This is a genomic window from Neorhizobium galegae, assembly GCF_017877055.1.
Lineage (GTDB): Bacteria > Pseudomonadota > Alphaproteobacteria > Rhizobiales > Rhizobiaceae > Neorhizobium > Neorhizobium galegae_D.
In genome coordinates this window covers 41,812-61,546 of record NZ_JAGIPG010000008.1, presented here as the reverse complement: position 1 = coordinate 61,546, position 19,735 = coordinate 41,812, and the positions used below count along the sequence as shown (strand labels likewise).

At 56.0% G+C, this 19,735-nt stretch carries 30 protein-coding genes; 21 read left to right on the top strand and 9 right to left on the bottom strand.

From position 1 onward, the window contains the following. The first annotated feature begins 17 nt into the window (after nt 1-17). The 15 genes from J2857_RS30485 (at nt 18) to J2857_RS30415 (ending at nt 8,977) form a co-directional block, all read left to right on the top strand. Nucleotides 18-407: a hypothetical protein gene (locus J2857_RS30485; protein ID WP_210013822.1), complete on the top strand. Its 390-nt coding sequence runs from the start codon at nt 18-20 to the stop codon at nt 405-407. Then, complete coding sequence (locus J2857_RS30480; RefSeq protein WP_210013821.1) at nt 407-1,852, top strand: hypothetical protein; 1,446 nt, start codon at nt 407-409, stop codon at nt 1,850-1,852. The genes J2857_RS30485 and J2857_RS30480 overlap by 1 nt, the downstream gene beginning before the upstream one ends. A 150-nt stretch (nt 1,853-2,002) precedes the next feature. Further along, nucleotides 2,003-2,614, top strand: coding sequence for a hypothetical protein (locus tag J2857_RS30475; RefSeq protein WP_210013820.1), 612 nt, complete (start codon nt 2,003-2,005; stop codon nt 2,612-2,614). Between the two features lie 26 nt (nt 2,615-2,640). Further along, complete coding sequence (locus tag J2857_RS30470; protein WP_210013819.1) at nt 2,641-3,000, top strand: hypothetical protein; 360 nt, start codon at nt 2,641-2,643, stop codon at nt 2,998-3,000. Further along, nucleotides 2,997-3,227, top strand: a complete 231-nt coding sequence (locus J2857_RS30465; RefSeq protein ID WP_210013818.1) for a hypothetical protein — start codon at nt 2,997-2,999, stop codon at nt 3,225-3,227. Before J2857_RS30470 ends, J2857_RS30465 begins: the two co-directional genes overlap by 4 nt. Nucleotides 3,228-3,237: 10 nt before the next feature. Continuing rightward, nucleotides 3,238-3,435 carry a hypothetical protein gene (locus tag J2857_RS30460; protein ID WP_210013817.1) on the top strand — a complete coding sequence of 66 codons (198 nt, stop codon included), beginning with the start codon at nt 3,238-3,240 and terminating at the stop codon, nt 3,433-3,435. Between the two features lies 1 nt (nt 3,436). Further along, nucleotides 3,437-4,186, top strand: a complete 750-nt coding sequence (locus J2857_RS30455) for a hypothetical protein (RefSeq protein WP_210013816.1) — start codon at nt 3,437-3,439, stop codon at nt 4,184-4,186. After that, nucleotides 4,179-4,427 (top strand): hypothetical protein, encoded by a 249-nt coding sequence (locus J2857_RS30450; protein ID WP_210013815.1) that lies wholly within the window; start codon nt 4,179-4,181, stop codon nt 4,425-4,427. Before J2857_RS30455 ends, J2857_RS30450 begins: the two co-directional genes overlap by 8 nt. Next, nucleotides 4,424-4,822 (top strand): hypothetical protein, encoded by a 399-nt coding sequence (locus J2857_RS30445; protein WP_210013814.1) that lies wholly within the window; start codon nt 4,424-4,426, stop codon nt 4,820-4,822. The genes J2857_RS30450 and J2857_RS30445 overlap by 4 nt, the downstream gene beginning before the upstream one ends. A 2-nt stretch (nt 4,823-4,824) precedes the next feature. Beyond that, nucleotides 4,825-6,309 (top strand): hypothetical protein, encoded by a 1,485-nt coding sequence (locus J2857_RS30440; protein WP_210013813.1) that lies wholly within the window; start codon nt 4,825-4,827, stop codon nt 6,307-6,309. Then, the gene (locus tag J2857_RS30435) at nt 6,302-6,973 is read left to right on the top strand and encodes a hypothetical protein (protein WP_210013812.1); all 672 of its coding nucleotides are present in this window, start codon (nt 6,302-6,304) and stop codon (nt 6,971-6,973) included. The genes J2857_RS30440 and J2857_RS30435 overlap by 8 nt, the downstream gene beginning before the upstream one ends. Nucleotides 6,974-7,034: 61 nt before the next feature. After that, nucleotides 7,035-7,427 carry a hypothetical protein gene (locus J2857_RS30430; protein ID WP_210013811.1) on the top strand — a complete coding sequence of 131 codons (393 nt, stop codon included), beginning with the start codon at nt 7,035-7,037 and terminating at the stop codon, nt 7,425-7,427. A 52-nt stretch (nt 7,428-7,479) separates the two neighbouring features. Continuing rightward, on the top strand, nt 7,480-7,968 hold the full coding sequence (locus tag J2857_RS30425; protein ID WP_210013810.1) for a DUF29 family protein: 489 nt from the start codon (nt 7,480-7,482) through the stop codon (nt 7,966-7,968). 26 nt (nt 7,969-7,994) lie between these two features. Then, nucleotides 7,995-8,747, top strand: a complete 753-nt coding sequence (locus tag J2857_RS30420) for a hypothetical protein (protein ID WP_210013809.1) — start codon at nt 7,995-7,997, stop codon at nt 8,745-8,747. Further along, nucleotides 8,744-8,977, top strand: coding sequence for a hypothetical protein (locus tag J2857_RS30415; RefSeq protein WP_210013808.1), 234 nt, complete (start codon nt 8,744-8,746; stop codon nt 8,975-8,977). Before J2857_RS30420 ends, J2857_RS30415 begins: the two co-directional genes overlap by 4 nt. Nucleotides 8,978-9,009: 32 nt before the next feature. Here the strand turns inward: J2857_RS30415 and J2857_RS30410 are convergent, their stop codons facing one another. The 5 genes from J2857_RS30410 to J2857_RS30390 form a co-directional block, all read right to left on the bottom strand. Further along, nucleotides 9,010-9,867 (bottom strand): hypothetical protein, encoded by an 858-nt coding sequence (locus tag J2857_RS30410; protein WP_210013807.1) that lies wholly within the window; start codon nt 9,865-9,867, stop codon nt 9,010-9,012. A gap of 71 nt (nt 9,868-9,938) precedes the next feature. Beyond that, nucleotides 9,939-10,574: a hypothetical protein gene (locus J2857_RS30405; RefSeq protein ID WP_210013806.1), complete on the bottom strand. Its 636-nt coding sequence runs from the start codon at nt 10,572-10,574 to the stop codon at nt 9,939-9,941. A 147-nt stretch (nt 10,575-10,721) separates the two neighbouring features. After that, on the bottom strand, nt 10,722-10,994 hold the full coding sequence (locus J2857_RS30400) for a DUF982 domain-containing protein (protein WP_245364065.1): 273 nt from the start codon (nt 10,992-10,994) through the stop codon (nt 10,722-10,724). Nucleotides 10,995-11,001: 7 nt separating this feature from the next. Continuing rightward, nucleotides 11,002-11,790 (bottom strand): Abi-alpha family protein, encoded by a 789-nt coding sequence (locus J2857_RS30395; protein WP_210013805.1) that lies wholly within the window; start codon nt 11,788-11,790, stop codon nt 11,002-11,004. 84 nt (nt 11,791-11,874) lie between these two features. Next, a complete protein-coding gene (locus tag J2857_RS30390; RefSeq protein ID WP_210013804.1) occupies nt 11,875-12,438 on the bottom strand; it encodes a hypothetical protein in 564 nt (187 codons plus the stop codon). A 111-nt stretch (nt 12,439-12,549) separates the two neighbouring features. Between J2857_RS30390 and J2857_RS30385 the strand changes: the two genes are divergently transcribed. The 4 genes from J2857_RS30385 to J2857_RS30370 all read left to right on the top strand — a co-directional run bounded on the left by J2857_RS30385 (nt 12,550) and on the right by J2857_RS30370 (nt 15,486). Continuing rightward, the gene (locus J2857_RS30385) at nt 12,550-12,894 is read left to right on the top strand and encodes a DUF3768 domain-containing protein (RefSeq protein WP_210013803.1); all 345 of its coding nucleotides are present in this window, start codon (nt 12,550-12,552) and stop codon (nt 12,892-12,894) included. Then, the gene (locus tag J2857_RS30380; protein WP_210013802.1) at nt 12,894-13,361 is read left to right on the top strand and encodes a thermonuclease family protein; all 468 of its coding nucleotides are present in this window, start codon (nt 12,894-12,896) and stop codon (nt 13,359-13,361) included. Before J2857_RS30385 ends, J2857_RS30380 begins: the two co-directional genes overlap by 1 nt. A gap of 12 nt (nt 13,362-13,373) precedes the next feature. Beyond that, nucleotides 13,374-14,033 (top strand): abortive infection system antitoxin AbiGi family protein, encoded by a 660-nt coding sequence (locus J2857_RS30375; RefSeq protein WP_210013801.1) that lies wholly within the window; start codon nt 13,374-13,376, stop codon nt 14,031-14,033. Nucleotides 14,034-14,322: 289 nt separating this feature from the next. After that, the gene (locus tag J2857_RS30370) at nt 14,323-15,486 is read left to right on the top strand and encodes a Shedu immune nuclease family protein (protein WP_210013800.1); all 1,164 of its coding nucleotides are present in this window, start codon (nt 14,323-14,325) and stop codon (nt 15,484-15,486) included. Between the two features lie 44 nt (nt 15,487-15,530). Here J2857_RS30370 and J2857_RS30365 read toward each other — a convergent pair whose 3' ends face one another. Then, on the bottom strand, nt 15,531-16,373 hold the full coding sequence (locus tag J2857_RS30365; protein WP_210013799.1) for a hypothetical protein: 843 nt from the start codon (nt 16,371-16,373) through the stop codon (nt 15,531-15,533). Nucleotides 16,374-16,468: 95 nt separating this feature from the next. Further along, nucleotides 16,469-17,554 (bottom strand): non-homologous end-joining DNA ligase, encoded by a 1,086-nt coding sequence (gene ligD / locus J2857_RS30360; RefSeq protein ID WP_210013798.1) that lies wholly within the window; start codon nt 17,552-17,554, stop codon nt 16,469-16,471. Between the two features lie 181 nt (nt 17,555-17,735). On the opposite strand from ligD, the gene J2857_RS31200 reads away from it, so the two are divergent. Further along, entirely contained in the window at nt 17,736-17,930 is a 195-nt protein-coding gene (locus J2857_RS31200) for a hypothetical protein (RefSeq protein WP_245364063.1), read from the top strand. Here the strand turns inward: J2857_RS31200 and J2857_RS30350 are convergent. Further along, complete coding sequence (locus J2857_RS30350) at nt 17,927-18,223, bottom strand: hypothetical protein (RefSeq protein WP_210013796.1); 297 nt, start codon at nt 18,221-18,223, stop codon at nt 17,927-17,929. The two genes, J2857_RS31200 and J2857_RS30350, sit on opposite strands and share 4 nt — an antisense overlap. Nucleotides 18,224-18,352: 129 nt before the next feature. On the opposite strand from J2857_RS30350, the gene J2857_RS30345 reads away from it, so the two are divergent. Continuing rightward, nucleotides 18,353-18,520, top strand: a complete 168-nt coding sequence (locus tag J2857_RS30345; protein WP_210013795.1) for a DUF3606 domain-containing protein — start codon at nt 18,353-18,355, stop codon at nt 18,518-18,520. A gap of 7 nt (nt 18,521-18,527) precedes the next feature. On the opposite strand, the gene J2857_RS31460 is transcribed toward J2857_RS30345, so the two are convergent. Continuing rightward, nucleotides 18,528-19,592, bottom strand: a complete 1,065-nt coding sequence (locus J2857_RS31460) for a TIR domain-containing protein (protein ID WP_210013794.1) — start codon at nt 19,590-19,592, stop codon at nt 18,528-18,530. Nucleotides 19,593-19,735: the final 143 nt, after the last annotated feature.

Here is a 19,735-nt window from a genome sequence, read left to right as displayed (position 1 = left end):
CCCTGGAGGTCGAGGACATGACGAAGGAAGCGCAGATCATCCACCTCGGCCCGTACATCGCGGATCGCAGGACCTCAGAAATCAGCGATCTGGTTGCGGACCTGGCGTTGGCGGAGCAGCACGCTTTCAATCTTATGGACAAGCTCTCTTCACTCGGCTCCAGCTCCATGGTCCTAGCCGATCCTCGACTGAGGGAGAATGTCGTGAACGCGATGCGTGTCGTCGAGGCGGCGTGCAGCGCCTATGAAATGGCGCGCGACGAGATGGCCGTCGCTACCAACCGTATCTACCTGACCCTCTTTTCTGATCAGATGCCCGAGCTTCCTGATCTGCCGAATGTCGAGATCGAGCGCTTCAAAAGGTTTGATCTCGAAGATGTGGTGCGCGAAATTGAGGCTGGCGACTGATGCTGTGGGACACTCGCAAGACAGATGCGCTGATGCTGGGCATGATCGCCCTTTACCTTTGCATTGAGGTGCCGTTCTCTGGCTATTTGATGCACCTGATTGCGGCCGGTGCCACACAGGACCAGATTTCCGTCGTCGAGAGGTTTGGTCGCATCCTGACGGGCGTCGCGATCTTCCTTGCCTTCGTCGGCGGTTCCTTGATCCCCTATTGCCGGTTCGAGTTCCCGAAGGCCTCGGAGGCGGTCGGGGTTGCTGTCCTGGGAGCGCTGCTGACCGTAGGAGGCACCTACGCTGCGCTTTGGGCCATCGGGCAATATTCGCCCCTCCTGGTGTCGGAGAAGGCCCTTAAGCAGTCCTATGAAAGCGTGATTCTGCAGAATGAATTGCGGGAGAGGGGGCTTGGCAATCTGAAGCCCGATCTTTCCAGTGCGTCCTGGAATGCCTTCATCGCCACCGCGCCGGTTGTTGCCGACAGTGGACGTACTCTCGGGATGATCGACAACGCTGGTGAGCTGAAGGAACGCGAGGCAAAGCGACAGCTCGGCAGCATCGAGGAGTTCCGGAACCGTTTTTTCGGTCAGCTCTCCCCTGAGATCGAACGGTCGTACTCCAGCTATCGTCAGGCTTCTGATGCCTACCTCAGCGGGGTCGGCCGGATTGACCGCGATGCTGCAGATGAGTGGAATAAGTACGTTCATGAGCTTCGTCGTCGCTATCCCGACGGCGTGCCTACCGTCGGTTACACTGCGGCCGGAATCCGGAACAAGGTTCGGGCTCAAATCCCTGTCTCTGAAAACTGGCATGTTCTTGACCGGGGCAGCTTCATCGCCGCCTACCGCAAGAAGGCTCGACAAGGGATCGCCAGCCGATCCACCGGCCTGGACCTGCCTGCTGGTCTCAGCGAAGCTGCATTCTGGCAGACGACGAAGGTTCAGAACGAGATCATCCGTCAGATCGAACGTGACTATGGCTTCCAGCCCAACGATGTCGTTTTCCCGGACATGTCACCCAAGCATTTTGCTGCAAGGGTCTACGTCCCAGCCTACGCCCATGCTCTTGAGGGTATTAGAAGCGATAAATCCAGGGATCAGTTGGAGGAGGCGCATCGTATCGCAACCCTTCCGGCAATGGCTCTGCTGCTGTCCTTGGCTGGCGCTGCACTACATGTGTTCAAAGGTTCAGGCTATGCGGCGTCCCTGATCGGCTTGAAGCGCTACCGGCATTATGTGGCAGGCGCGGTCCTGATCACTGGCATCGCCCTTATGTCGATAAAAGGCGACGCAATCACGGAAGCATCCGTTTACCAGGTTTCAAAAGCTGGCGGTGTTTACGCTCAAATCGTTGAGCAGGCTGTCAAAATTCAACCAGCCTTTGACACTTTTGCGGAAATGTTCCGCTCGACAGGCATCTGGAACCAGATCGAGGGCGTCATCGCCACTCTCTGATCCCGATTTCGGACGCCGTTCGCGATCATGATGATCGCAACTATTGAGCCAATGACATATTGACAGGGTGCCCATTGTCCACTATTTTGGGTTCATGCAGTAGCGGCTGTTTCTCATCTGACCTGCCAATCCCGAGGAAGGAAACTTGTAATGCTTAACCTCCTGAAGCGTAAGCCTGCCACCGAGATCACTGTCGCTTACAACGGCGTGAAGTTCCCGCTTGAGCTGGACATGCCCATCATCAGCTCGAAGCTGTCGGCAATGCTGGCCGAACACGGCGATCTGCGCCTGTCTTCGCACCGCAATGGTAAGCTCTCTCCGGAGAAGCTCGTTATCGACTGCAAGGCTCGCCTCGCACAGATCAAGGCCTACCGTGACGCCGAGGAAGTTGCTCCTTTCAGTGGCAGCCGCTCCGAAATGGACCGCACCGCCAAGGTTCTGAAATTGAAGCTGGACAGCCTGGCAGGCGGTGAGCCGATTGTGTTTGTCGGTGACAGCACCACTTTCAACCTGGCTGACTTCGCTTTTAAGGCTGCTCTGGAAGTGGCTTCCAATGCCGACGCTGCCTACGCCCACCAGGTGAAGGCTCTTCTGCAGATCGGCCTTGAGGCAGCGGAATCGGAACTGCTGGCAGCTCGTGATCACATTCTGAAGCTCGTTCCGGGCTTCCTGTTCAATGAGCAGACGGTGGTTATCGAGATCGAAGCCAACAAGCCGACCCCGATCTCGCGGGTTGCTGTTCTGGCTGACGGTCGCGATTGATCCTTCAAACCTGACGGGAGAGAAACATGGTCAAGATAACCCCAGGCTTTCGTGCCCGTCAGGAACTGTCGCTGGCAAAGTCGCATGCCACGGCAAAGGTGTTGTCGGCAGCTATGCTGGTCGACGACATGGAGAGCAAATTGCTCCGCGCCATGGATCGTCGCGATCCGTGGACCGGCGCTGACCTGATCGGTTGGGTGACGGAACAGTACCCGTCATTCCTGGCGGAGGCAGACGAACCCGAGATCAAGATCGCTGAATTCGCGGATGAGGTTGCGGGCAACCTGCAGAACGATCCGGCTTTTCCGCTGATCGTTGCGAACCTCCGCCAGATGGCGACGGAATGTCGTTCGATCTACGAGAACAGGGCAGGGGAGGCACGATGAGCAACCCAGCCGTCACCAACCTGATCGAGCTGTTCCGCGAATACGCAGACAATTTCATCATGCTGCAAGAGCAGGCCTCGATCATCGAGCGCGATGAAACTGTCTCACCGGCCATACGCGAAGCCAGCGCTGAGATCATGGCAAGCCTCAACAAGGCATATGGCACCGCACGCTTCATCATGAACCAGAAGGATCATGATGCGGGCTCTTCAGTCACCGATCTCTGAGGACATCACCATGAATTACTGGGAAGCGCTCGAAGCGACCGTGACCGCTCCTGAGGTCATTGCCGAATGCCGTCGTCATTCCATCGCGGCCGAGCTGCGAGAGAGTGACCGGGCGATCATTGAGACGGAGACCGGCGATGTCGTCGCAGAAGCCGACGAGCACGGCGAGTACGAGGGTTCTGCAGTCCTCGATTTCCTGGGGTACTGACATGAAGACGATCACAGTGGCTTGGCAGGAGAAGGACGGACATCCGGCCTTGGCCGTTCAGTTCCCTCGCATGTTCCCGTTCCAGATCGAAGAGATCGAGCAAGTCGCTGGCGATCTCGGTTTTGAAGTGGAAGGCACAGGGCAGCAGCGTGCGTTGGGCGCTCTCACCGGGGTTTGGTCGGTTCCCGGACCAGGAACCGCAGTTTCATCGGTAAATGCCGTCGCAGCCCTTCGTGAGGCCTTAGCTAAGATCGGATGCGAGATCGAGCACGGCAACCCGCTTGAGGAACCCCTGGAACAGGAAGTCGCGAAAGACAAAACGACGATTGCCGTCGAAGAGATGGTCCGGTCACTGGACCGAGCGGCGTTGGATGCTGATCAGAAGCGGCTTCTTGAGCAGGGCAAGCAGCTGGCCGGGGCAGGGGAGGTCGACGAGGCATTTCACCTGCTTCGCGATCTCGGAGGACCCGTTTGGAAGGCCGAGACCCAGAAGGCGTTCGATCAGTACAAGAAGATTGTCGCGACCTGGATGAAAGAGCCGGTCGGTGCCTTACGCCTAAGCTATCCCCTCGACCTCTCCGAGGACGAGCGTCTGCTGGTGGAGCGCCTTGGCACCATTTTTGGCTTTGCCATCGATGGAGAAACTTGGACCGCACCCAAGGGCGGCGAGGACATCGTGGCATGGCGCAACGAAGTAAGGGCGGCCGGTTTCGAGACCGAGTTTCGCGATCAGGAGAGTGAGCATGAATAAATCCGCCAAGCTGATTTGGCTGAAGGATACGTCGGGTGGCATCATCCGTGCAAAGATCGAGGCTCCCTCACTCGCAGCTGAGGAGTTTGCTGATCTGACGGAATGCGCTCGCGACGCAGGCTTCATGCCTTTGAAGTCCAATTGGGAAGCTCCCGAGATCGGCACGAGAGAGGCGACCAGCAAGTTCATCAGCGCTGCCTATAAATTGGGTGTCACGGTCGTGGAAGAGGAGGAGCCATGATCAGATTGCTTCCCGCCATTATCGCTACTGTTCTTTCCTCTGTGCCCGCCTTGGCAGCAGACGGGAGAAGGCCCGCATTCGTGGGCAGCTATTCCTATCAGGGACCCTGCGCCGCTGAGTACCAATGCGCGCTCGAAATCGCTCCAGCTCATCGACCTCAGCCGACAGACACTGCCCTTGTGATGTTCATCATTGCTGATCGACAGGACTACAGCGACATCCGGAAATCGATCCCGCTCTACATGCGCAAATCTCAAGATGGCCGGTTGGTCGCTGGCTTGGCCGGTTACGTCATCGAGATCAGCAGGCAGGAAAATGGCGACGTGGTCGTTTCCGGCCTTCCGGAGCGAAATGGCGTCTCCCTGGCTGGCACTTATACGCCAATTGGAGACTGATCGTGACGCTAGATCAGTTCCTTCAATGGGAAGCGACGCAGGATAGACGGTTCGAGTTCATCGACGGTGAGGTTCGCTTCCTGCCGGAATCTAATCAGCAACGCTCGGTGCTCATCAGCGACATCGTGGCAGCCCTGAAGCCTGTAACAAACAACAGCATCGTTAGGGTTCTGGTCAATTTCCGGGTTCCTATCCGCTCGATCCAGGAATGCTGGTATCCCGCTATCGTGGTTGATGCCAGTCCATTTGACCCCGATGCCATGGAGCCGGGACGGCCCATCGTCGTGATCGACGTCAACCGAGAGCGTGACTGGTCCTCCCTCGAAGGAGCTAAAGCCTATTCCCTTTCCGGCGACTTTGGGTCCAACAAGCGCGTTGTCGAAGAGATCGCGGCTATCCTTCGGACTGAGATGGAGAGCCGCCAGCAGGCTTTACTGAGCGCGATCCTGGAACAGCCAGAACCTGAAACGATTTCTGACCTGGTTGGCAACGATGGACCGAACCATATCGCGGACGGTATCCGGGTCATCGGCATTTTCGGTATGGCTCCTGTTCAAGCCCACGGTCAGATCGACGGCCATTTCTTCTATTTCCGTGCTCGTGGCGCGGAGTGGAAGATCGAAATCGGCGGTTCAGACGACGGAAAACAGCTCCCGTTCTTTTGGCATTCCGAGGAATGGGGCAGTTGGCCTGATGCCGGGTACATGTCTCAGGACCAGGCGTTCGAGCTGATCAAGCAGGGCGCGGCGATGTTCCGCGAGCAGAGGCCAACCCGACCTGCGCCGGGCGAACCTCGCTATGAGCGCTTTGTCCTGCAGGCATGGAGCGACAATGCTTTCGGCTATGAGGAAGCCGCCGCCCATCTCGGCATCACCGTCGAGGAGATGGAAGCTCGCGCTATCGTCGCGAACATTCCATGGCCGGAACTCTACGAGTTCTCGCGTAAAGGCAATCTTCAGCGTCGGTGGAAGAAAGCCCTGTCGAGCCATCATGCGGACATCCACGCTCGCAATGTTGAATTCTTCGATACGCTTTGGAACTGGTCCAAGCGAATGATCGATGAATCTGAAGCCCGTAAGATCGTCCACCTCGGCAAGGGTGATACGATGGCCTCGGTTGCTTCAAAATACCGTATCCCGCCTCCCAGCACCTACTACATCCCTCAATCAGAAAACCGCGCCGAGGCTGGCCCTATGGTCGTGCCGGAAGGTCCGCCTCCGGCACCTCACCCGGAGAGCTTCATCTCAACCGACAAAACTCTTTTTGGCGATGAGGTGTGGAACGCGGCCGACAATCCGCAGGACTTCGAGCGCGACATCATCGACGCTTGGCGTCGAGGCGAAATTGGTCCCGTCAGAGCGGCATACTTCCTCAAAATCACGGCGGAAGATTTCCTCGCGAAGGCACAGGACTACGGCGAAGTCACGGAATCAGAAGGGATCGCGTTGAAGGCGATCCAGCAGAAGCAGGAGAACCCCGATGGCTGAGATCACCCAGGACCAGACAAGGGAAATGATCGAGAACCTGGACAGGTTGATCCATCACACCAAGACCCAGGCCTTCAACCTTGCCACCCATTTCCATGACACGGCGCAGGAGAAGGAAAACGAGGCTGCAGCCTCGCTCTATACGATGGCTGCTGACCAGATGTGTGTCGCTCGCGATGCTATCGAGGCCGCGAAGGCACTGTTTGTCTGGGGCGAGGATCAGTTGGACATCGGCCCTGTTGGAAGCATGACCGCACTTGCCTATGCGCCGGAGCTAAAGGCGACTGTTCTTCCGACCACCCGCTTTTGGGATGGTCCCCCGGTATGGGAGGTCCTGAATGCGCCGTTCGAACGGATGCAGAAGGATTCCTGGTATTTCTACATCAACGAGGACGCCAAGATGATGGGCACCCTCGAAGTGTGTGCCTTCATCGACGATGAGGAAGTGCCGATCATTCTCGGCATCAATCAGGAAGGAGAGGATGAGCGTTTCACCTTCACCCCTGATCAGTGGGCGGAATACATCATCCCTCGCGCCACCAAGTACCGTGAGGCCATGACGACGATCCAGGAAGCAGGCCCGGCCGACTTTTTCAAATCCCTACGACAGCGCTCTGGACCTGAATGGGCTGCTGATAGAAAGACATCAGCTCTCGGCATTTAGCGATTGAATGTATACGTATATAGATGTATACACCTATATTCAGGTTTGAAGAGGAATAGACATGAAGCATTTGTGGGAAATCACACACCCCTATTATTGCTGGGATAACGAGGTCTCGCACGATTTCGTTAACTGGCAAGATTTCGTAGCTGAAATCTCTTCACCTCCACCGGAGCTGAAGGCGCTGGGCATGAGCGTCGGGCTCGATCCTGACATGAACCTTCTGTTTCGTTTCGATTGGAGTGAAGAGCCAAACTTCACAGGCCAGGATATCGAAACCCCCGGGACGCTGCGCTTGTTTTATGTTCAGCAACGTCGAGGAACTATCGCTGCCCACGTCGTTCCCGTTACACGTGCTGACGAACCTGAAGTCGCTAAATTCCTACAGGAGCGCCTGAATTATCTGATGAAGGTCTGGACACCTCTGATCCCTGAGATGGATCACGCTGCCTGACAGTCCAAGAGCGTCATCACGGTTCGTCACTACCGCGAGTTTGAAAACTGGCATGACCACCTACGAAACCGACTTCATCCGCTGGACCCAAGAACAGGCAGGTTTGCTGCGAACGCTTCCGCGTGAGGCACATAATCTCGATGTGAAGCACCTGGCCGACGAGATCGAGGCGGCCGGTCGCAGGGAAGTCACCGAACTATCCATCCTGTTGATGCGCCTGATGGCGGCGCTGATCAAAATCACTATCGCGCCTCCAGGTGATGACCGGCGTCCATGGTACGACGAAGCCTTCACCCTGAAAGGCAGCATCGACGTCTCCCTCGACGACGGTCTGGCAGCTCATGTCAATCTGCAGCCTCTGTGGCGGCGAGCTTGGCAGACAGCTGTCGTGATCCTGCAGGAGGATGGGGCAATCCTTCCTCCGCTTGTGGAACAGTGTCCCCTATCAATCGACCAGCTGATCGATCCGGAAATGCATCCGAACGAGGCAAGGCAGATCATCCTCGAAACCCTTCCAGAGGTCCACAGGGTCTACTGGTGACGGCAACTGGCCTAAGGAGCGGCATCATGAGTAATGCAACCCTCAAAGTTGAACCGACCACTGACTGGGAATCACCTTATCCCGGTCGTCGCGAGGTTTACGCCGTAACCGGCGCACAGGTTGAAGGGTCGCGCCGCGAAAAGTGGTTCCTCGATATCGACCGGGAGAAGCTGGCGAACAACGTTCTTGACGTGTCCGCATGGGTTTCAGATGGCCTGATGGAGCAGACCGAAGAGGAAGACTTTCATTCATGCTTTGACGTTTTCGACAATGAAGCCGTTTCGGCTGATCGGCCGGAACTGTCTTGGACCATCGAGCAATTCGCCATATTCGCTCATCAGAAGGCGACAGAGGGCGTTGCAGCCGATCAGGCCATGAGCGAGGCGGAATGGCGCTGGCAGGATTTCAGCGGCCACGTTGACGCCGAGGCCAAGCGCCTTTTTCAGATCGAGGCTTTGCCGCGAGATTGGTTCGACCGCGTAAGTCTCGGTTTCGATAGCCTGGACGAAGCCGAGAAGATCGACGCCGACCGGCGCAAGGCAGCGGCCGAGGCTTTGGCGCAGCAGTTAGGCGACTACCACCAGTTTCCGCATAATCCGGCAGTCACGATCTTTGACGCCGAAAACCCCGGAACTGTTCACGACGTTCTCTTTTCGTGGGCCACCGGCCATCTGTCCGATACCCAGGTTATCGAAATGCTCCATCTGGACGCGGACGAAAACTTAGATGAGATTGCCCGCAACAACCGAGTGCCACAGCCAAAGGAGCGGAAGCCATGACAAACAAGATCGAGCAGGCAAAAGCGGCATCCGACAAGATCGCAGACGCCTTCATCACAACCAAGGAAATCCTTGGAACCTGCTTTGTGAACGGCCACGGCATCCTTGCCGACCCCTCACTGACCCGGCAGGACCTCGCCCAAGCGAAAGCTGCTATCCTCGAAGCTCTGGCGATATATGATGCGACGGACTGGCCGCGCTCCGACGAATTAGACGATGCAGATCGATAGGAAGCCGCGATCCTTGGCACCGGGGACGCATCTCAGCGCATGAAGAGGCCGACGACGAGCAACCCTACTGCGATCCATAGCGGCAGGGTCAGCTTCGACAGCTTCTTTTCGAGGCTGGAAAGATCAACCGAAGGTGCCGGTAACACTGGCCTCTCCTCAAAAATCGACGGCGGATCAGCTTCCGTCTCTTCAGCTTTGATTTTGCCGGTCGCACCCTCGCCCTTCAGCAGCCGGAAGGCGAAGGAACCGATCTTCCCCAACACTGGAGGATCGATCTCGGCCGCGTCTTCCTTCGCGACCTTCTGATCACTCAGGTTCGCCAGAATTTTGATGTCAGTTGTCCGGATCGATGGCGACCATTCCGAGTAAAACCCGTGGACCCCGCCCAAGGTCACGACGGCTTTCGGATTGCCGGATTCAATAAAGCTCGCAATGCGTTCGAAGCGGCTGGCAGGCAGCACGATCTCCACCTCGACGGTATCGTTCTGCAGGAGGTTTTCGAAATCCCACTCATGCTCATAGCTGGGTGACCCGAATACGTGGAAACTTTCCTGGTCGTCCTTGGATTTCACAATCCGCAGCGTGAAGCTCTCGATCTTCCTGTTGGTGCCAAAAAATGAATAGTTGGCCGCAGCCCGGCGATCAGAGGTCTGAGGGGCTAGGCGACCGTGGATGTGCTCGTTCACGTCGCTCTTCTTGTCGGTCTCGAATTCAAGCGATCTGACTACGGTCAAATCCTTGGCATCGAAATACAGGCTCCAGCCCCAGGGCACGTAGTTCGGACTGATCTTCTTCGTGGCGGGGTCCAGCTCTTCGATAAACCACGAGTAAAGATTCTGGTGCGGGCTCTTTGTGCTGATCCTGACCGGTTTTTCTAGCTTATAGTCCACTCTACTTCCCCCGTTCCCTCGATCCATGATTGATAGGATCAGGGTAGGGGACTACGCAAGATGGCGGCGTATTATTCCGCCGCGCCGATCTCGGTCAGAAGCTGATCGATTTCTGCTTGACGAGCCGCGTATGCTTCAACGTCTGACCGACGATATGACCGGATTCTCCTTGCCTGCATTGCTCGCAGAACCAATACCCCGTCTCGTCCGGACATCTTCTTGATTTCCTCGAACGAGCAGAACGCTTTGCTGCTTTCCGGGCTCGGATAGGCGGTGAACATCTGGAACCCCGAGATCGACCATATACGACCGTGCTTGACTTCCTTCTCCGCGATCCTCCTGGCAGCCTGTCGCATACGCTTGCGCCATTCGACGTCAGTGAAATCGAGGCCGACGGCCGAGGCATGAAACGGCTTGCTCTTTCGAAGCCACAGATCATTTTCACCGGAGCCGGTCATGACCGCCTTGAGCTTGTCCGGATCGCGAAGAACCTGGAGCCATTCATGCGCGTAACTCGCAACCTTTTCGGGATCGAGCGCCTTGATCTCGGATTCGAGACCGGCAGCAACCTGCTCGATCAGGTCCGGTCGATTGCGCAGCCTACGATAGATCATCCGAGACATAATCAGGCTCGACAGTGCGTTGATGTGCTCGGCGTGCAGTTCAGTCATCGGGCAATCCCACTCGATACAACGGATGTCGATCATACCGGAAATGCTGGGCTCTGGAATCCCAGTTGAAGCTAAAACGCCTTCGCTTCCAACGCCTCATATGCGTTTCTCAGGTCGCTAGGGTCCAATAACTTTCATTATCGGACCTCAGAATGAGAGGGTGAAAGAACGGATAAAACTACCCTAAAAGTCAGGGCCGTCGTCATCTCCCATCACCGATAGGCCCGCTTCATAGGCAGCTTCGATGAAGGCAACGCGGGCATCCTCCGGAACATCGTCCTCGCTTCCGGCCAAGACGGCACCACAGACCATCAGTGCCGTCAGATAGCCATCTCCGTCAGTCGGACCCGGCCATTGCTGCATGAGGCAATCCGCCAAGTCAAAGACAGTAGATAACGTGGAGTAATCTCCCCAAGCTATCTGAACCGGCGTGATCGGCATGGCTTCGCCCGGCATGCCTTCCTCACTCGACCTCAACAGCGTCGGGAGAAACCACCATTCCCTTGGAGCAGGCCTTCAGAAACAGCTTACCAAAATGCGTGAGCTTCATTGAAAAAACCGACAGCTCATTGTCATCGCGTACCTTCAATTCGAGCTTTCGAAAGCGTTCGTTCGCATTGTGATATTCGATCAATCCGAGGTGTTGCAGATGCTCTTGGTACACCGGGAAGAGTTCCGGTTGGCTCAAAGCTTCGTAGCCGAACGTCTCATCTTCAACTTCTTTCCTGACCTCGACCGCAAGATCGCACTTATCGAGCCGCGCTTTTCGCCATGCCGGATCGGGGTAAACCTTCTTCCCGACAGGTGACATGATTACGGTTTCCTCCCGACTGGCGAAATCTTGCAAAAAGATCAGTTCATCGGGAGCCAGCTGGGTGATGACGCTGAAAAATGCAGGGTGCGCTTCTCCAACACGTTCCCCATCCATGGCTCTTGAAAGGAGCTGGATAAACAGCTCCGTTATCGGATCGCCTTCAGGCTGGAAACGGAGCTTCTCAACGATAGGTAAAGCGATGGATTCCACAGGGTCAATCCTACGTTCCTGCGGAACCTGCCGGATGGCGCGGTCGATATACGATTCCAAACGATCTTGCATCGCGCCGACAAGCTGGAAAGGGAACAGAAGAAGACGTGTTGTCTTCGCAACGTCAGTTCCGAATTTATCCACTTGTCGAACGGTGTCCGGAAGAAGGGTTCCTGCGGCTTGAGCCACTGCGACGCCGGAAGCGACAATAGCCTGCGGGTCTGTCATGTCTGACCTCCGATTTCCGGGTTAAATCTCCGCTTGCATATTGTATCAGAGGCCAACCAATTCAATTGAATTGCCATGACTTCTTCAGTCGTCAAGATTGATAGCACGACGAGGACTGCGCTGTCGCTCGGCCGCCCGATCCCGCTCGACCTCTGCCAGCCAGTGGATCGCATTGTCGAGTGTCATCCAGGCCATTGCTTTCGCCTGGTCGAGGCTTTCCTGCCAGCGAGGCCACGAAGGTGAATAGCCGGAATCGACGTGGGTCATGTGAACCTTCCACCGACCCTTCGTTTTCGGGAGTAGAGTGATGACGAAGCCTTCCGTCTTGGCGGTCCAGCTACCGTCGGGCAACCGCGTCCAGTCGAGATCGTCGTAGGTTCGCTTCAGACGGCGCTTGTAATGCCCTTCCAGTTTCACCAGAGCCAGAAGTTCACCGGGAACCTTGATTTCATTCGCTAGGGCTCGATGAATGCCGCGAAGAATCGTTTTGTACGGACGGTAGTCGCCCAACGATGTCATCCGATCCGCCAGTTCGACCGGCGTCCAGCCCAACTCGTCTAATCCCTTCTTCAGTTCCGCCGCCAGCTCCTCAGAGGTCCACTCGCGTTCGCCAAAGATGCTCTCGATTGTTTCTTCGATCTCTTCCATGCGTCACCAGGTTTAATTGAATATGTCTCTATAATAGAGACAGAAATTTGTAATACAAGAGACATCACGCCTTGTCGAAGTGCTCAATGTCCACTAATTTCGCGAAAACCCATGGAGAAAGTTGTGGACCCTAAAATCTTTCGCATCCGATACCTGAACGACGAGCTTCGCACTGAAGGTAGTTGCCGTAACGGTCGTGTGGTTGCAGCCGGTCGCCTGGCTCAAGAACACGAGAAGATCGGAGCCGTGGCTGCTGCCGTAGCGGCCTTTGACGAATGGAGCGATGGCGACGATCCATATGGCGAGCACGACTTTGGCAAGCTCGATGTCGATGGAGAGGCAGTCATCTGGAAGATCGATTATTTCAGCCTGGACGAATTGCACGGCTCCGATCATCCGGAGGACCCGAATGTCACCGTCCGAATTCTGACCCTCATGTTTGCAGAGGACTACTAATGCCCCTGATCTCGCTCCTTGCCGGGCTTCTCGCAGCCTCGACCTTCGTCTCGCCAGCTCCGGCGCTTCAAGGCCTTGAGATCGCCTCTGCGTTCGAAACGCAGTCGTTCACAGTGATTGACGGCGACACCATCCGCCTCGACGATGGCACTCGCGTCCGCCTGAATGGCTTCAACGCTCCCGAATCTCACAAGCCCCAGTGCGACCGAGAGGCAATCCTTGGCAATCGAGCGAAAGAACGTCTCGAAGAGCTGTCAGCCACCGGCAGGACACAGGTGATGCAGGTGCCATGTGCTTGCAAGCCGGGCACGGAAGGCACAGATAAGTGCAATTACGGCCGGTCTTGTGGCATCCTTACGCTCAATGGTCGGGATGCCGGGAAAATCTTGATTTCCGAAGGACTAGCAGTTCCTTTCATTTGCGGCAAGGATCGCTGCCCGAGGACCCCTCGGCCGTGGTGCAATTGAGAACAGGATGAAATGGTGAAGCTCGTTGGTAACTGGAGTGACGAATGGCTCGACATGTCGCCGTTCGTTGTGCACTTCGCTAAGGATTCCGCCAAGCAAACCGCTTATCACAATTGTACGAGCATCCTCGCAGCGCGACGGATCGAAGCCCGCACCCGTTTCGGTTCGGGTAAGAACTACCAGGCATCACCTCGGTCAGTCTGCTTCAGCGAAATACCACTCCATCACTTGAGCCGACTAGCCGATGAGCGCGGGCCATTTGGGATCGGTTTCCGGAAGGAATTTCTTGTTGCTCGTGACGGCGGACCTATCATGTACGCGTACAAGGACACGTCACATGCCATGGCCATCAGCAGCCTGGTTTCGAAAGCGAAAAACGATCCCACAAATGCGGTTTGGAAGATCGCTCCATTCGTTGATCAGCCTGGAGATTACGGGTCTACGACGTACTTCTTCGAGTGGGAAAGAGAGTGGAGGCACGTTGGCGACTTCGACTTTCACCAATCGGATGCGGCATTCCTGATCATACCCGAAGATTTGCATTCGGCAGCACGCGCCTTTTTCAATGAAGCGGAGAACGAAAACACCGGCCCCAACTACCTATGTCCGTTCATCGACCCCTACTGGACCGTCGAGAAGGTGAAAGCGGCTTTCAATGAAGCTCAGACGTGACGGGATCACCTACATCGGACCAGTTGAGCAGCCGTTCGAGGCCGCCGTCGACGATTATCCGGAGTACATAGCCCTTGGAGGATCATGCCCACGATGCGAACGCGAGGGCTGGATCGACCGGTTCGAAGTCCGCAGGAAATGGGGCAATGCGATCTTGGAATCGCTTCAACCCCGGTTGCGATGCCTGGGTTGTGGAAACAAAGAGGGCAACCGGTGGATACGCGGGCAACTGCCGCGCTAAGCCTGCAAAAAGCTGCTACGAATAGCTCAGTGAATCTTGGGCACAGTTATGAGCAGCGAAGAAGAAATTTTCCAGAACTCCAGGACGGATAAGACCTACGCGAGCCCCGCTTTTAAGGACTACACGGGGCAGAAACTTCGCATCGCGAACAAATTTATTGATGGCGAACCCGGGTATGCTTTTGCCAACGTCAAAGAAGAGCTTGTCATTCGTCAAACCGACGCCGGACGCTTTCAAATCAAGGCAACGTTTCTAGAAGATGACCGCGCTTTTCGGACGGTCACCATCCAGAAATTCACGTCTAAGGGCAACGCCAAGGAGTATTTTTCCCTTGGGGCAGGCGAGGTCAGGGCGCTCCTGAAGTTCATGTCCAACATCCAGAAGATACATTTTCCAGACGACGGCCGCTTGAACATCCGAGACAGCGATCTTGAAGAACTACTCCTTGAGCCCGACCAGCTGCGCCGGATCGCCGCCGACAATCAGCAGCTCCTGGCCGCGATTGCTCGAAACGAGATAACCACCGAAGATGTCGTTGCTCTCTCCTTCCGAAAAAAGCAGCTAGCGATTTTTGAGCGATTGCTTTCCGATCCGGACTATTTTGATGAATGTGTTGCCCAGCATGGGCGAGGACCGGAAGGGTTATGGCAACGCTTCCTTGAGAAGAACCACTGGATTCTCGGTTATTCCCTCAGCCTGATCAATTTCGGCCCGCTAGATGACAGGAAGTTAGAGCAGACAGTCCGTGGTCATGACATCGACGGCCCAGGCAAACGCGTGGACGCGCTCCTACGATCTCGGGCCGCACTTACAACATCTGCTTTCGTCGAGCTGAAGCACCATCGCACAGACTTGGTGGCTCCAGATCAGTACCGGTCGGGCATCTGGGCTCCCTCAAAGGAGCTTGCGGGCGCGGTTGCGCAGGTTCAGGGGACGGTAGCTGCTGCCGTCGAGCGTTGGGGTGCGGCAGTCCGCTTGACCGATGGCGATGGCGAGCCGACCGGGGAGACGGTCTACACTACCGAGCCCCGCTCTTTCGTTATTTGCGGTCGTCTGACTGAATTCCAAGCTGAGCACGGAGTGAACGAGCGCAAGTTCGCATCCTTCGAGCGTTTCCGCAGAAACCTGCTGCGCCCGGAGGTTATTACCTTCGACGAATTGTACGAGCGAGCATGTCTGATCGTCGCAGCGAACGATCCGTCGGAGAAATAGGGCTGGCGGCCGCTCCAGAATTAAAAAAACTTTAGCTCTGGAGATCAAGTGGAGCAGCTCGGCTTCTCCGAAGACATCTTGAGGTCGGTCACATCTACAACATCGTAAGAGGGCATGTCTTCGAGGCGCTTCTGCACCGATTTATAGGCGCGGGTCTCGGTCAACCACTCCGGTCGTCCTCGGCGCTTTGCTGTCACGCACACTGACACCGTCTCGAAGGCATCCGCAACGTCGTGCAGATGGTGTTTATACCCGTCTTGCAGCAACATCGGAATCTGTTCGGAGAACAGGGTTGCTTCACCACTTTTCACGACGACAGAAATATCCTCGAAGGTCTGACCGGTTTCGTTTGTCAGATTGACGTAAAGTCCTTTCGGAAAATAGTGGATCACACCTGCGTTCGTGGTCCGCGCGAATGTCCCCGGGCTCGCATCCACGCTGATCCATTTCAGAGAGGTTTCAACGAGTTGCCCCGTGTCCTGTTTTATTGCGACCGTCTGACCCTTTAGCTCACCAAGGTCTTTCTCGACACGACCGAGGGCGAGCTGAATTTTTTCGACTTCGGGAAATGCCTTCGCTAGCGCTCCACCTTCTGCCTCGGCTCCAGCGGACAGCGCCGAGAAAACATAGATAAGGCCGCCCAGCATCAGGCATGAGAGACCGAATGGCTTGAGAGTGGAGCTGAGTGAAGCATCGAAGCCGACCGTGTCTGCCAGTTTCGAAGTTACCCAGCGGGCTGGGACAAGAATCGAGATGGCTCCGATGCCAAACAGGGCGATAAGAATTCCCGCGAAGATCGCCGGATTTTGAAGAATATCCGCGCACGCTGCCAAGATGGAGCAGATGCCCATGAATGTAGGAAACGTAAATTTTTGAACCGTCTGCATAGTAATGCCCCCTGAGGAGGCCGAAATTAGGTTGCAGCTATGAAATTTTGATAAACTCAGGTTGATAAGTGGCGGTCGCAATTTCGCTCCGGCTGTCAGCCCTCATCATCTTCGTCCCCGATCCGGTAGACATCTGCGTTATCCTGCAGCTCTCTCAGTCCCTTATAAGCGGCGTGGCGCAGCTTTCCGTCCGTCGTCCAGGCCCGGTATTCAATTTCCGCGATCAGGGTAGGCTGCAGCCAGGTAACCCGGCGCTTCCCGGAGTAAGCCACGGGCGGTGCTTTCCGCTTCCACAGCAGCTTATCCATCGTCGCCCGAAGTTGCTGGGAATCCCGCTCCTTAAATCCGGTCCCAACCGAGCCGACGTACTTCAGCTGATCGTCTTTGTAGCCAGCAAGTAAAAGAGATGAAAATCCTCCTCGCGATCCAGCCGACGGCTCGTAGCCCACGACCATGAAGCTATCGCTCTGCACGCACTTTAGTTTGATCCAATCGCCAGTTTTACCTGATCGGTAGGAGCTGTCTCGGTTCTTACCGACAATTCCTTCCAGCCCGAGCACGCAGGCATGTTCCAGGAGAACGGCAGGATCAGCTTCAAGCTCCTCCGAAATCTTGATTGCCCCATCTTCGTGACCGGCAAGAACGTCTTCCAGGAGATGCCGCCTTGTCGAATATTCGGCTTTCCGGAGGTCGTGACCATCCAGGTAGAGCAGATCGAAGGCATACATGATCGCCGGGCTGACCTCCTTGCCCTGCCGCCGCCCGACGGCACCCAGGCTTGATTGAAGCAGATTGAAATCGGATCGCCCCTGTTCATCGAGCATCACGGCTTCACCATCGATGATCATGCTGGCAGGCCCAAGAGCTTTGACGGCCTCGACGATAGCCGGAAATCTATGTGCCCAGTCGTATCCGCCACGCGTCATCACCTTCACCCGCCCTTGGTGCGAATGAACGGTGATCCGGTATCCATCCCATTTGATTTCCCAACCCCAATCTTTGGTATCGGCCGGAGGCTTCTGCCGCAGATCGCAGAGTGCCGGTTCTATACGTTCCGGAAAAGGATCGAACGGGAGAGCTGGTTGCTCAGGATTTCGCCTGCGGATTGGGCGCGACTGCAGCGGCGCGTTCTCATCGCGCAGTAGTGGCTTTGATCGAGGAGGGCGGGGCGGTTTCGTCATGTCAGCTATCGCAACACGAAATCTTTAAAAAGCTGCCTATCGCCTCTATCTCCCGCTCATGAAAGAGGACGCTACCGACGATCCAGGCCCGCCGCCTCGCTACCAGTGGCGAGAGACGTGGAAGGGCGAGGGACACCGCGACTATCAGGCATGGGATGGCCCGCGCTCGTTCGGGAGGATCATGCTGGAAACCAACGGCACCATGCAAAAACAATGGCGGTGGTCGATCTCTCATATCGACGGCGTGAGGCGACACCTTCCGGAGCAGCATAACGGCTGGCAACCGTCACCACGGTTAGCGGCGGAGAAGGTCGAAAATCACTATGAGCGGCTGATGGAGTTCAACGGCATCCCTTTGAACACCCGTCGCCCCTAGCTCATCATCCGACGCTCGAAATTGTCGAGCAACTGGACCGCCCGCAGCACAACCTCTCCGGCCTTGTCCGAGTAGTCCGCCGCCAGGGCTTCATGTTCTTGATCGATCTTAGACGCAAGCGCGTCCATGTGCTGCGCCCCGCGATCCTTGACCGCTTTCGACACGAGCGCTCGATAGTGGAGCGTCTTTGCGATTTCCGTCAGCACCAGGTCGCGTTGCTGGACCGTGAGCTTGGAGAACGGAACGTCGGACGGCGGGATAATGTCGCCTCTGTGGGCAATCTCTTGAGACATACGCGAAACCCCTAATCAAGTGATTCGCGACTCAAGAGTGATTCGGCGGAAAAGTTCCGAATCGGGTTCTGCGGAACTTCCAGAATCGTTGTCGGTTATCTTTTCTCTCGACAACACAGGAGGTTCAGCATGTCGAATACTAAGCAGGATCGCGCCCGAGTAGCAGGCGGCCAAGATCATGAAGTACGCTACGAGGCCGAAAAGGAAGGCGTCTCGAAAGCTGCCGTGAAGGATACCGTCAAAGAAGTTGGCAACAGCCGGAAGAAGGTTGAGGCTGAGCTAGACCGCAAGGGCTAAAATCCCACTACGATTGGCGGGCCTCGCCGTGGCTCGACTTGGCTCGCCTCTGTAGGACTGCCTGTGTCGCACCAACGATCTTCGCCAGTGCATCGTCAGGCGAGAAGGGCTTCGTGATCAGTTCCACCGGGTGCGGCCGATTTCCTGTGAGAAGCCTTTCAGGGTACGCGGTCACGAAAATCGCGAAGCAGTCGACCAAAGGATAGACGGCGTTGATCAAATCAATGCCGGACGACCCGTCCGCGAGCTGAACCTCGGTGACGATGATATCTGGCTTGTCGACCAGTGCCATCGTCATGGCCTCTTGTTTTGTGCGGGCAACACCGATGACATCATACCGCGCACGCTTCAGCATTTGTTCAAGATCGAGCGCAATGAGCTTTTCCGGCTCGACTATCAGCACCCGGGGACGCCCCTCGTCTTTGACAGAAATCCGCTCCTGAAGCCTAGCGTTGTCTTCTTCCAGATCGGAAATTTGTTTTTTTACCCTCTTGGCCTCATCGTCGGCGGTCTGCTTCAAAGCCTCGACCTCCGCTAGAGCGCTGTTGAGCTTGGTCTTTTCGACCAACTTTGATGAAGGCAGACCACGAAGAACGCCCGGAAGCTTCTTGCGCCAGTTCGCCGCCTTTGCTTCCCAGGTTGCGGTACTGCGAGCTTCTAATTCCAAATCTTTAAACGTCTCTCGGAACTCTGAAAGCTTGGCGTGGTCGTTGATCCTCCACGCCTGCTTCAGACCAAGTGTTTTCGTCACGACATCGAAGGGCACTCCTGGAACGACGACAGCCAGAGTCTTTAATGCTCGGGACCAGGCCGCGCCCAGCTCCATCAGGCAAAAATGGCTCTCAAGGTAGCTCGGAGTTAGAAGGGCAAGAACGAGAGCAGGCTCTTCGATCTGACTGCGGATGTATGCGTTGAAGTCTTCCGTCAATGGGATGCTGTGCCCAGGCAGGCTGGTGCAAAATATGTCTGAATCCCGCACGCCGACAGCCTCTTTCAGAAAATCGACAACTAGTCGCGCCAGTGCCACGTCTGCGACCGCGTGGCTGATGAACACTTTGCCAATGCTGCTCACTTTTTCCCCTCGTCGTTCCCGCTGTCTTCCACCTCATATATAGATGCCTGATCGCCGGGAGCGAAGGCGAATGTTCATTTGGCTTTGTTCTTGTCTTGTTCTGGTTTGCGACTGGCGGTAAGTTGCCTCCATGAGCACTATCG

Bases quoted from the DNA above. Each gene is read 5' to 3' on its own strand.
- J2857_RS30485 (WP_210013822.1), top strand. From the start codon at position 18: ATGACGAAGGAAGCGCAGATCATCCACCTCGGCCCGTACATCGCGGAT.
- J2857_RS30480 (WP_210013821.1), top strand. From the start codon at position 407: ATGCTGTGGGACACTCGCAAGACAGATGCGCTGATGCTGGGCATGATC.
- J2857_RS30475 (WP_210013820.1), top strand. From the start codon at position 2,003: ATGCTTAACCTCCTGAAGCGTAAGCCTGCCACCGAGATCACTGTCGCT.
- J2857_RS30470 (WP_210013819.1), top strand. From the start codon at position 2,641: ATGGTCAAGATAACCCCAGGCTTTCGTGCCCGTCAGGAACTGTCGCTG.
- J2857_RS30465 (WP_210013818.1), top strand. From the start codon at position 2,997: ATGAGCAACCCAGCCGTCACCAACCTGATCGAGCTGTTCCGCGAATAC.
- J2857_RS30460 (WP_210013817.1), top strand. From the start codon at position 3,238: ATGAATTACTGGGAAGCGCTCGAAGCGACCGTGACCGCTCCTGAGGTC.
- J2857_RS30455 (WP_210013816.1), top strand. From the start codon at position 3,437: ATGAAGACGATCACAGTGGCTTGGCAGGAGAAGGACGGACATCCGGCC.
- J2857_RS30450 (WP_210013815.1), top strand. From the start codon at position 4,179: ATGAATAAATCCGCCAAGCTGATTTGGCTGAAGGATACGTCGGGTGGC.
- J2857_RS30445 (WP_210013814.1), top strand. From the start codon at position 4,424: ATGATCAGATTGCTTCCCGCCATTATCGCTACTGTTCTTTCCTCTGTG.
- J2857_RS30435 (WP_210013812.1), top strand. From the start codon at position 6,302: ATGGCTGAGATCACCCAGGACCAGACAAGGGAAATGATCGAGAACCTG.
- J2857_RS30430 (WP_210013811.1), top strand. From the start codon at position 7,035: ATGAAGCATTTGTGGGAAATCACACACCCCTATTATTGCTGGGATAAC.
- J2857_RS30425 (WP_210013810.1), top strand. From the start codon at position 7,480: ATGACCACCTACGAAACCGACTTCATCCGCTGGACCCAAGAACAGGCA.
- J2857_RS30420 (WP_210013809.1), top strand. From the start codon at position 7,995: ATGAGTAATGCAACCCTCAAAGTTGAACCGACCACTGACTGGGAATCA.
- J2857_RS30415 (WP_210013808.1), top strand. From the start codon at position 8,744: ATGACAAACAAGATCGAGCAGGCAAAAGCGGCATCCGACAAGATCGCA.
- J2857_RS30405 (WP_210013806.1), bottom strand. From the start codon at position 10,574: ATGATCGACATCCGTTGTATCGAGTGGGATTGCCCGATGACTGAACTG.
- J2857_RS30400 (WP_245364065.1), bottom strand. From the start codon at position 10,994: ATGCCGGGCGAAGCCATGCCGATCACGCCGGTTCAGATAGCTTGGGGA.
- J2857_RS30395 (WP_210013805.1), bottom strand. From the start codon at position 11,790: ATGACAGACCCGCAGGCTATTGTCGCTTCCGGCGTCGCAGTGGCTCAA.
- J2857_RS30390 (WP_210013804.1), bottom strand. From the start codon at position 12,438: ATGGAAGAGATCGAAGAAACAATCGAGAGCATCTTTGGCGAACGCGAG.
- J2857_RS30385 (WP_210013803.1), top strand. From the start codon at position 12,550: ATGGAGAAAGTTGTGGACCCTAAAATCTTTCGCATCCGATACCTGAAC.
- J2857_RS30380 (WP_210013802.1), top strand. From the start codon at position 12,894: ATGCCCCTGATCTCGCTCCTTGCCGGGCTTCTCGCAGCCTCGACCTTC.
- J2857_RS30375 (WP_210013801.1), top strand. From the start codon at position 13,374: ATGGTGAAGCTCGTTGGTAACTGGAGTGACGAATGGCTCGACATGTCG.
- J2857_RS30370 (WP_210013800.1), top strand. From the start codon at position 14,323: ATGAGCAGCGAAGAAGAAATTTTCCAGAACTCCAGGACGGATAAGACC.
- J2857_RS30365 (WP_210013799.1), bottom strand. From the start codon at position 16,373: ATGCAGACGGTTCAAAAATTTACGTTTCCTACATTCATGGGCATCTGC.
- ligD (WP_210013798.1), bottom strand. From the start codon at position 17,554: ATGACGAAACCGCCCCGCCCTCCTCGATCAAAGCCACTACTGCGCGAT.
- J2857_RS31200 (WP_245364063.1), top strand. From the start codon at position 17,736: ATGCTGGAAACCAACGGCACCATGCAAAAACAATGGCGGTGGTCGATC.
- J2857_RS30350 (WP_210013796.1), bottom strand. From the start codon at position 18,223: ATGTCTCAAGAGATTGCCCACAGAGGCGACATTATCCCGCCGTCCGAC.
- J2857_RS30345 (WP_210013795.1), top strand. From the start codon at position 18,353: ATGTCGAATACTAAGCAGGATCGCGCCCGAGTAGCAGGCGGCCAAGAT.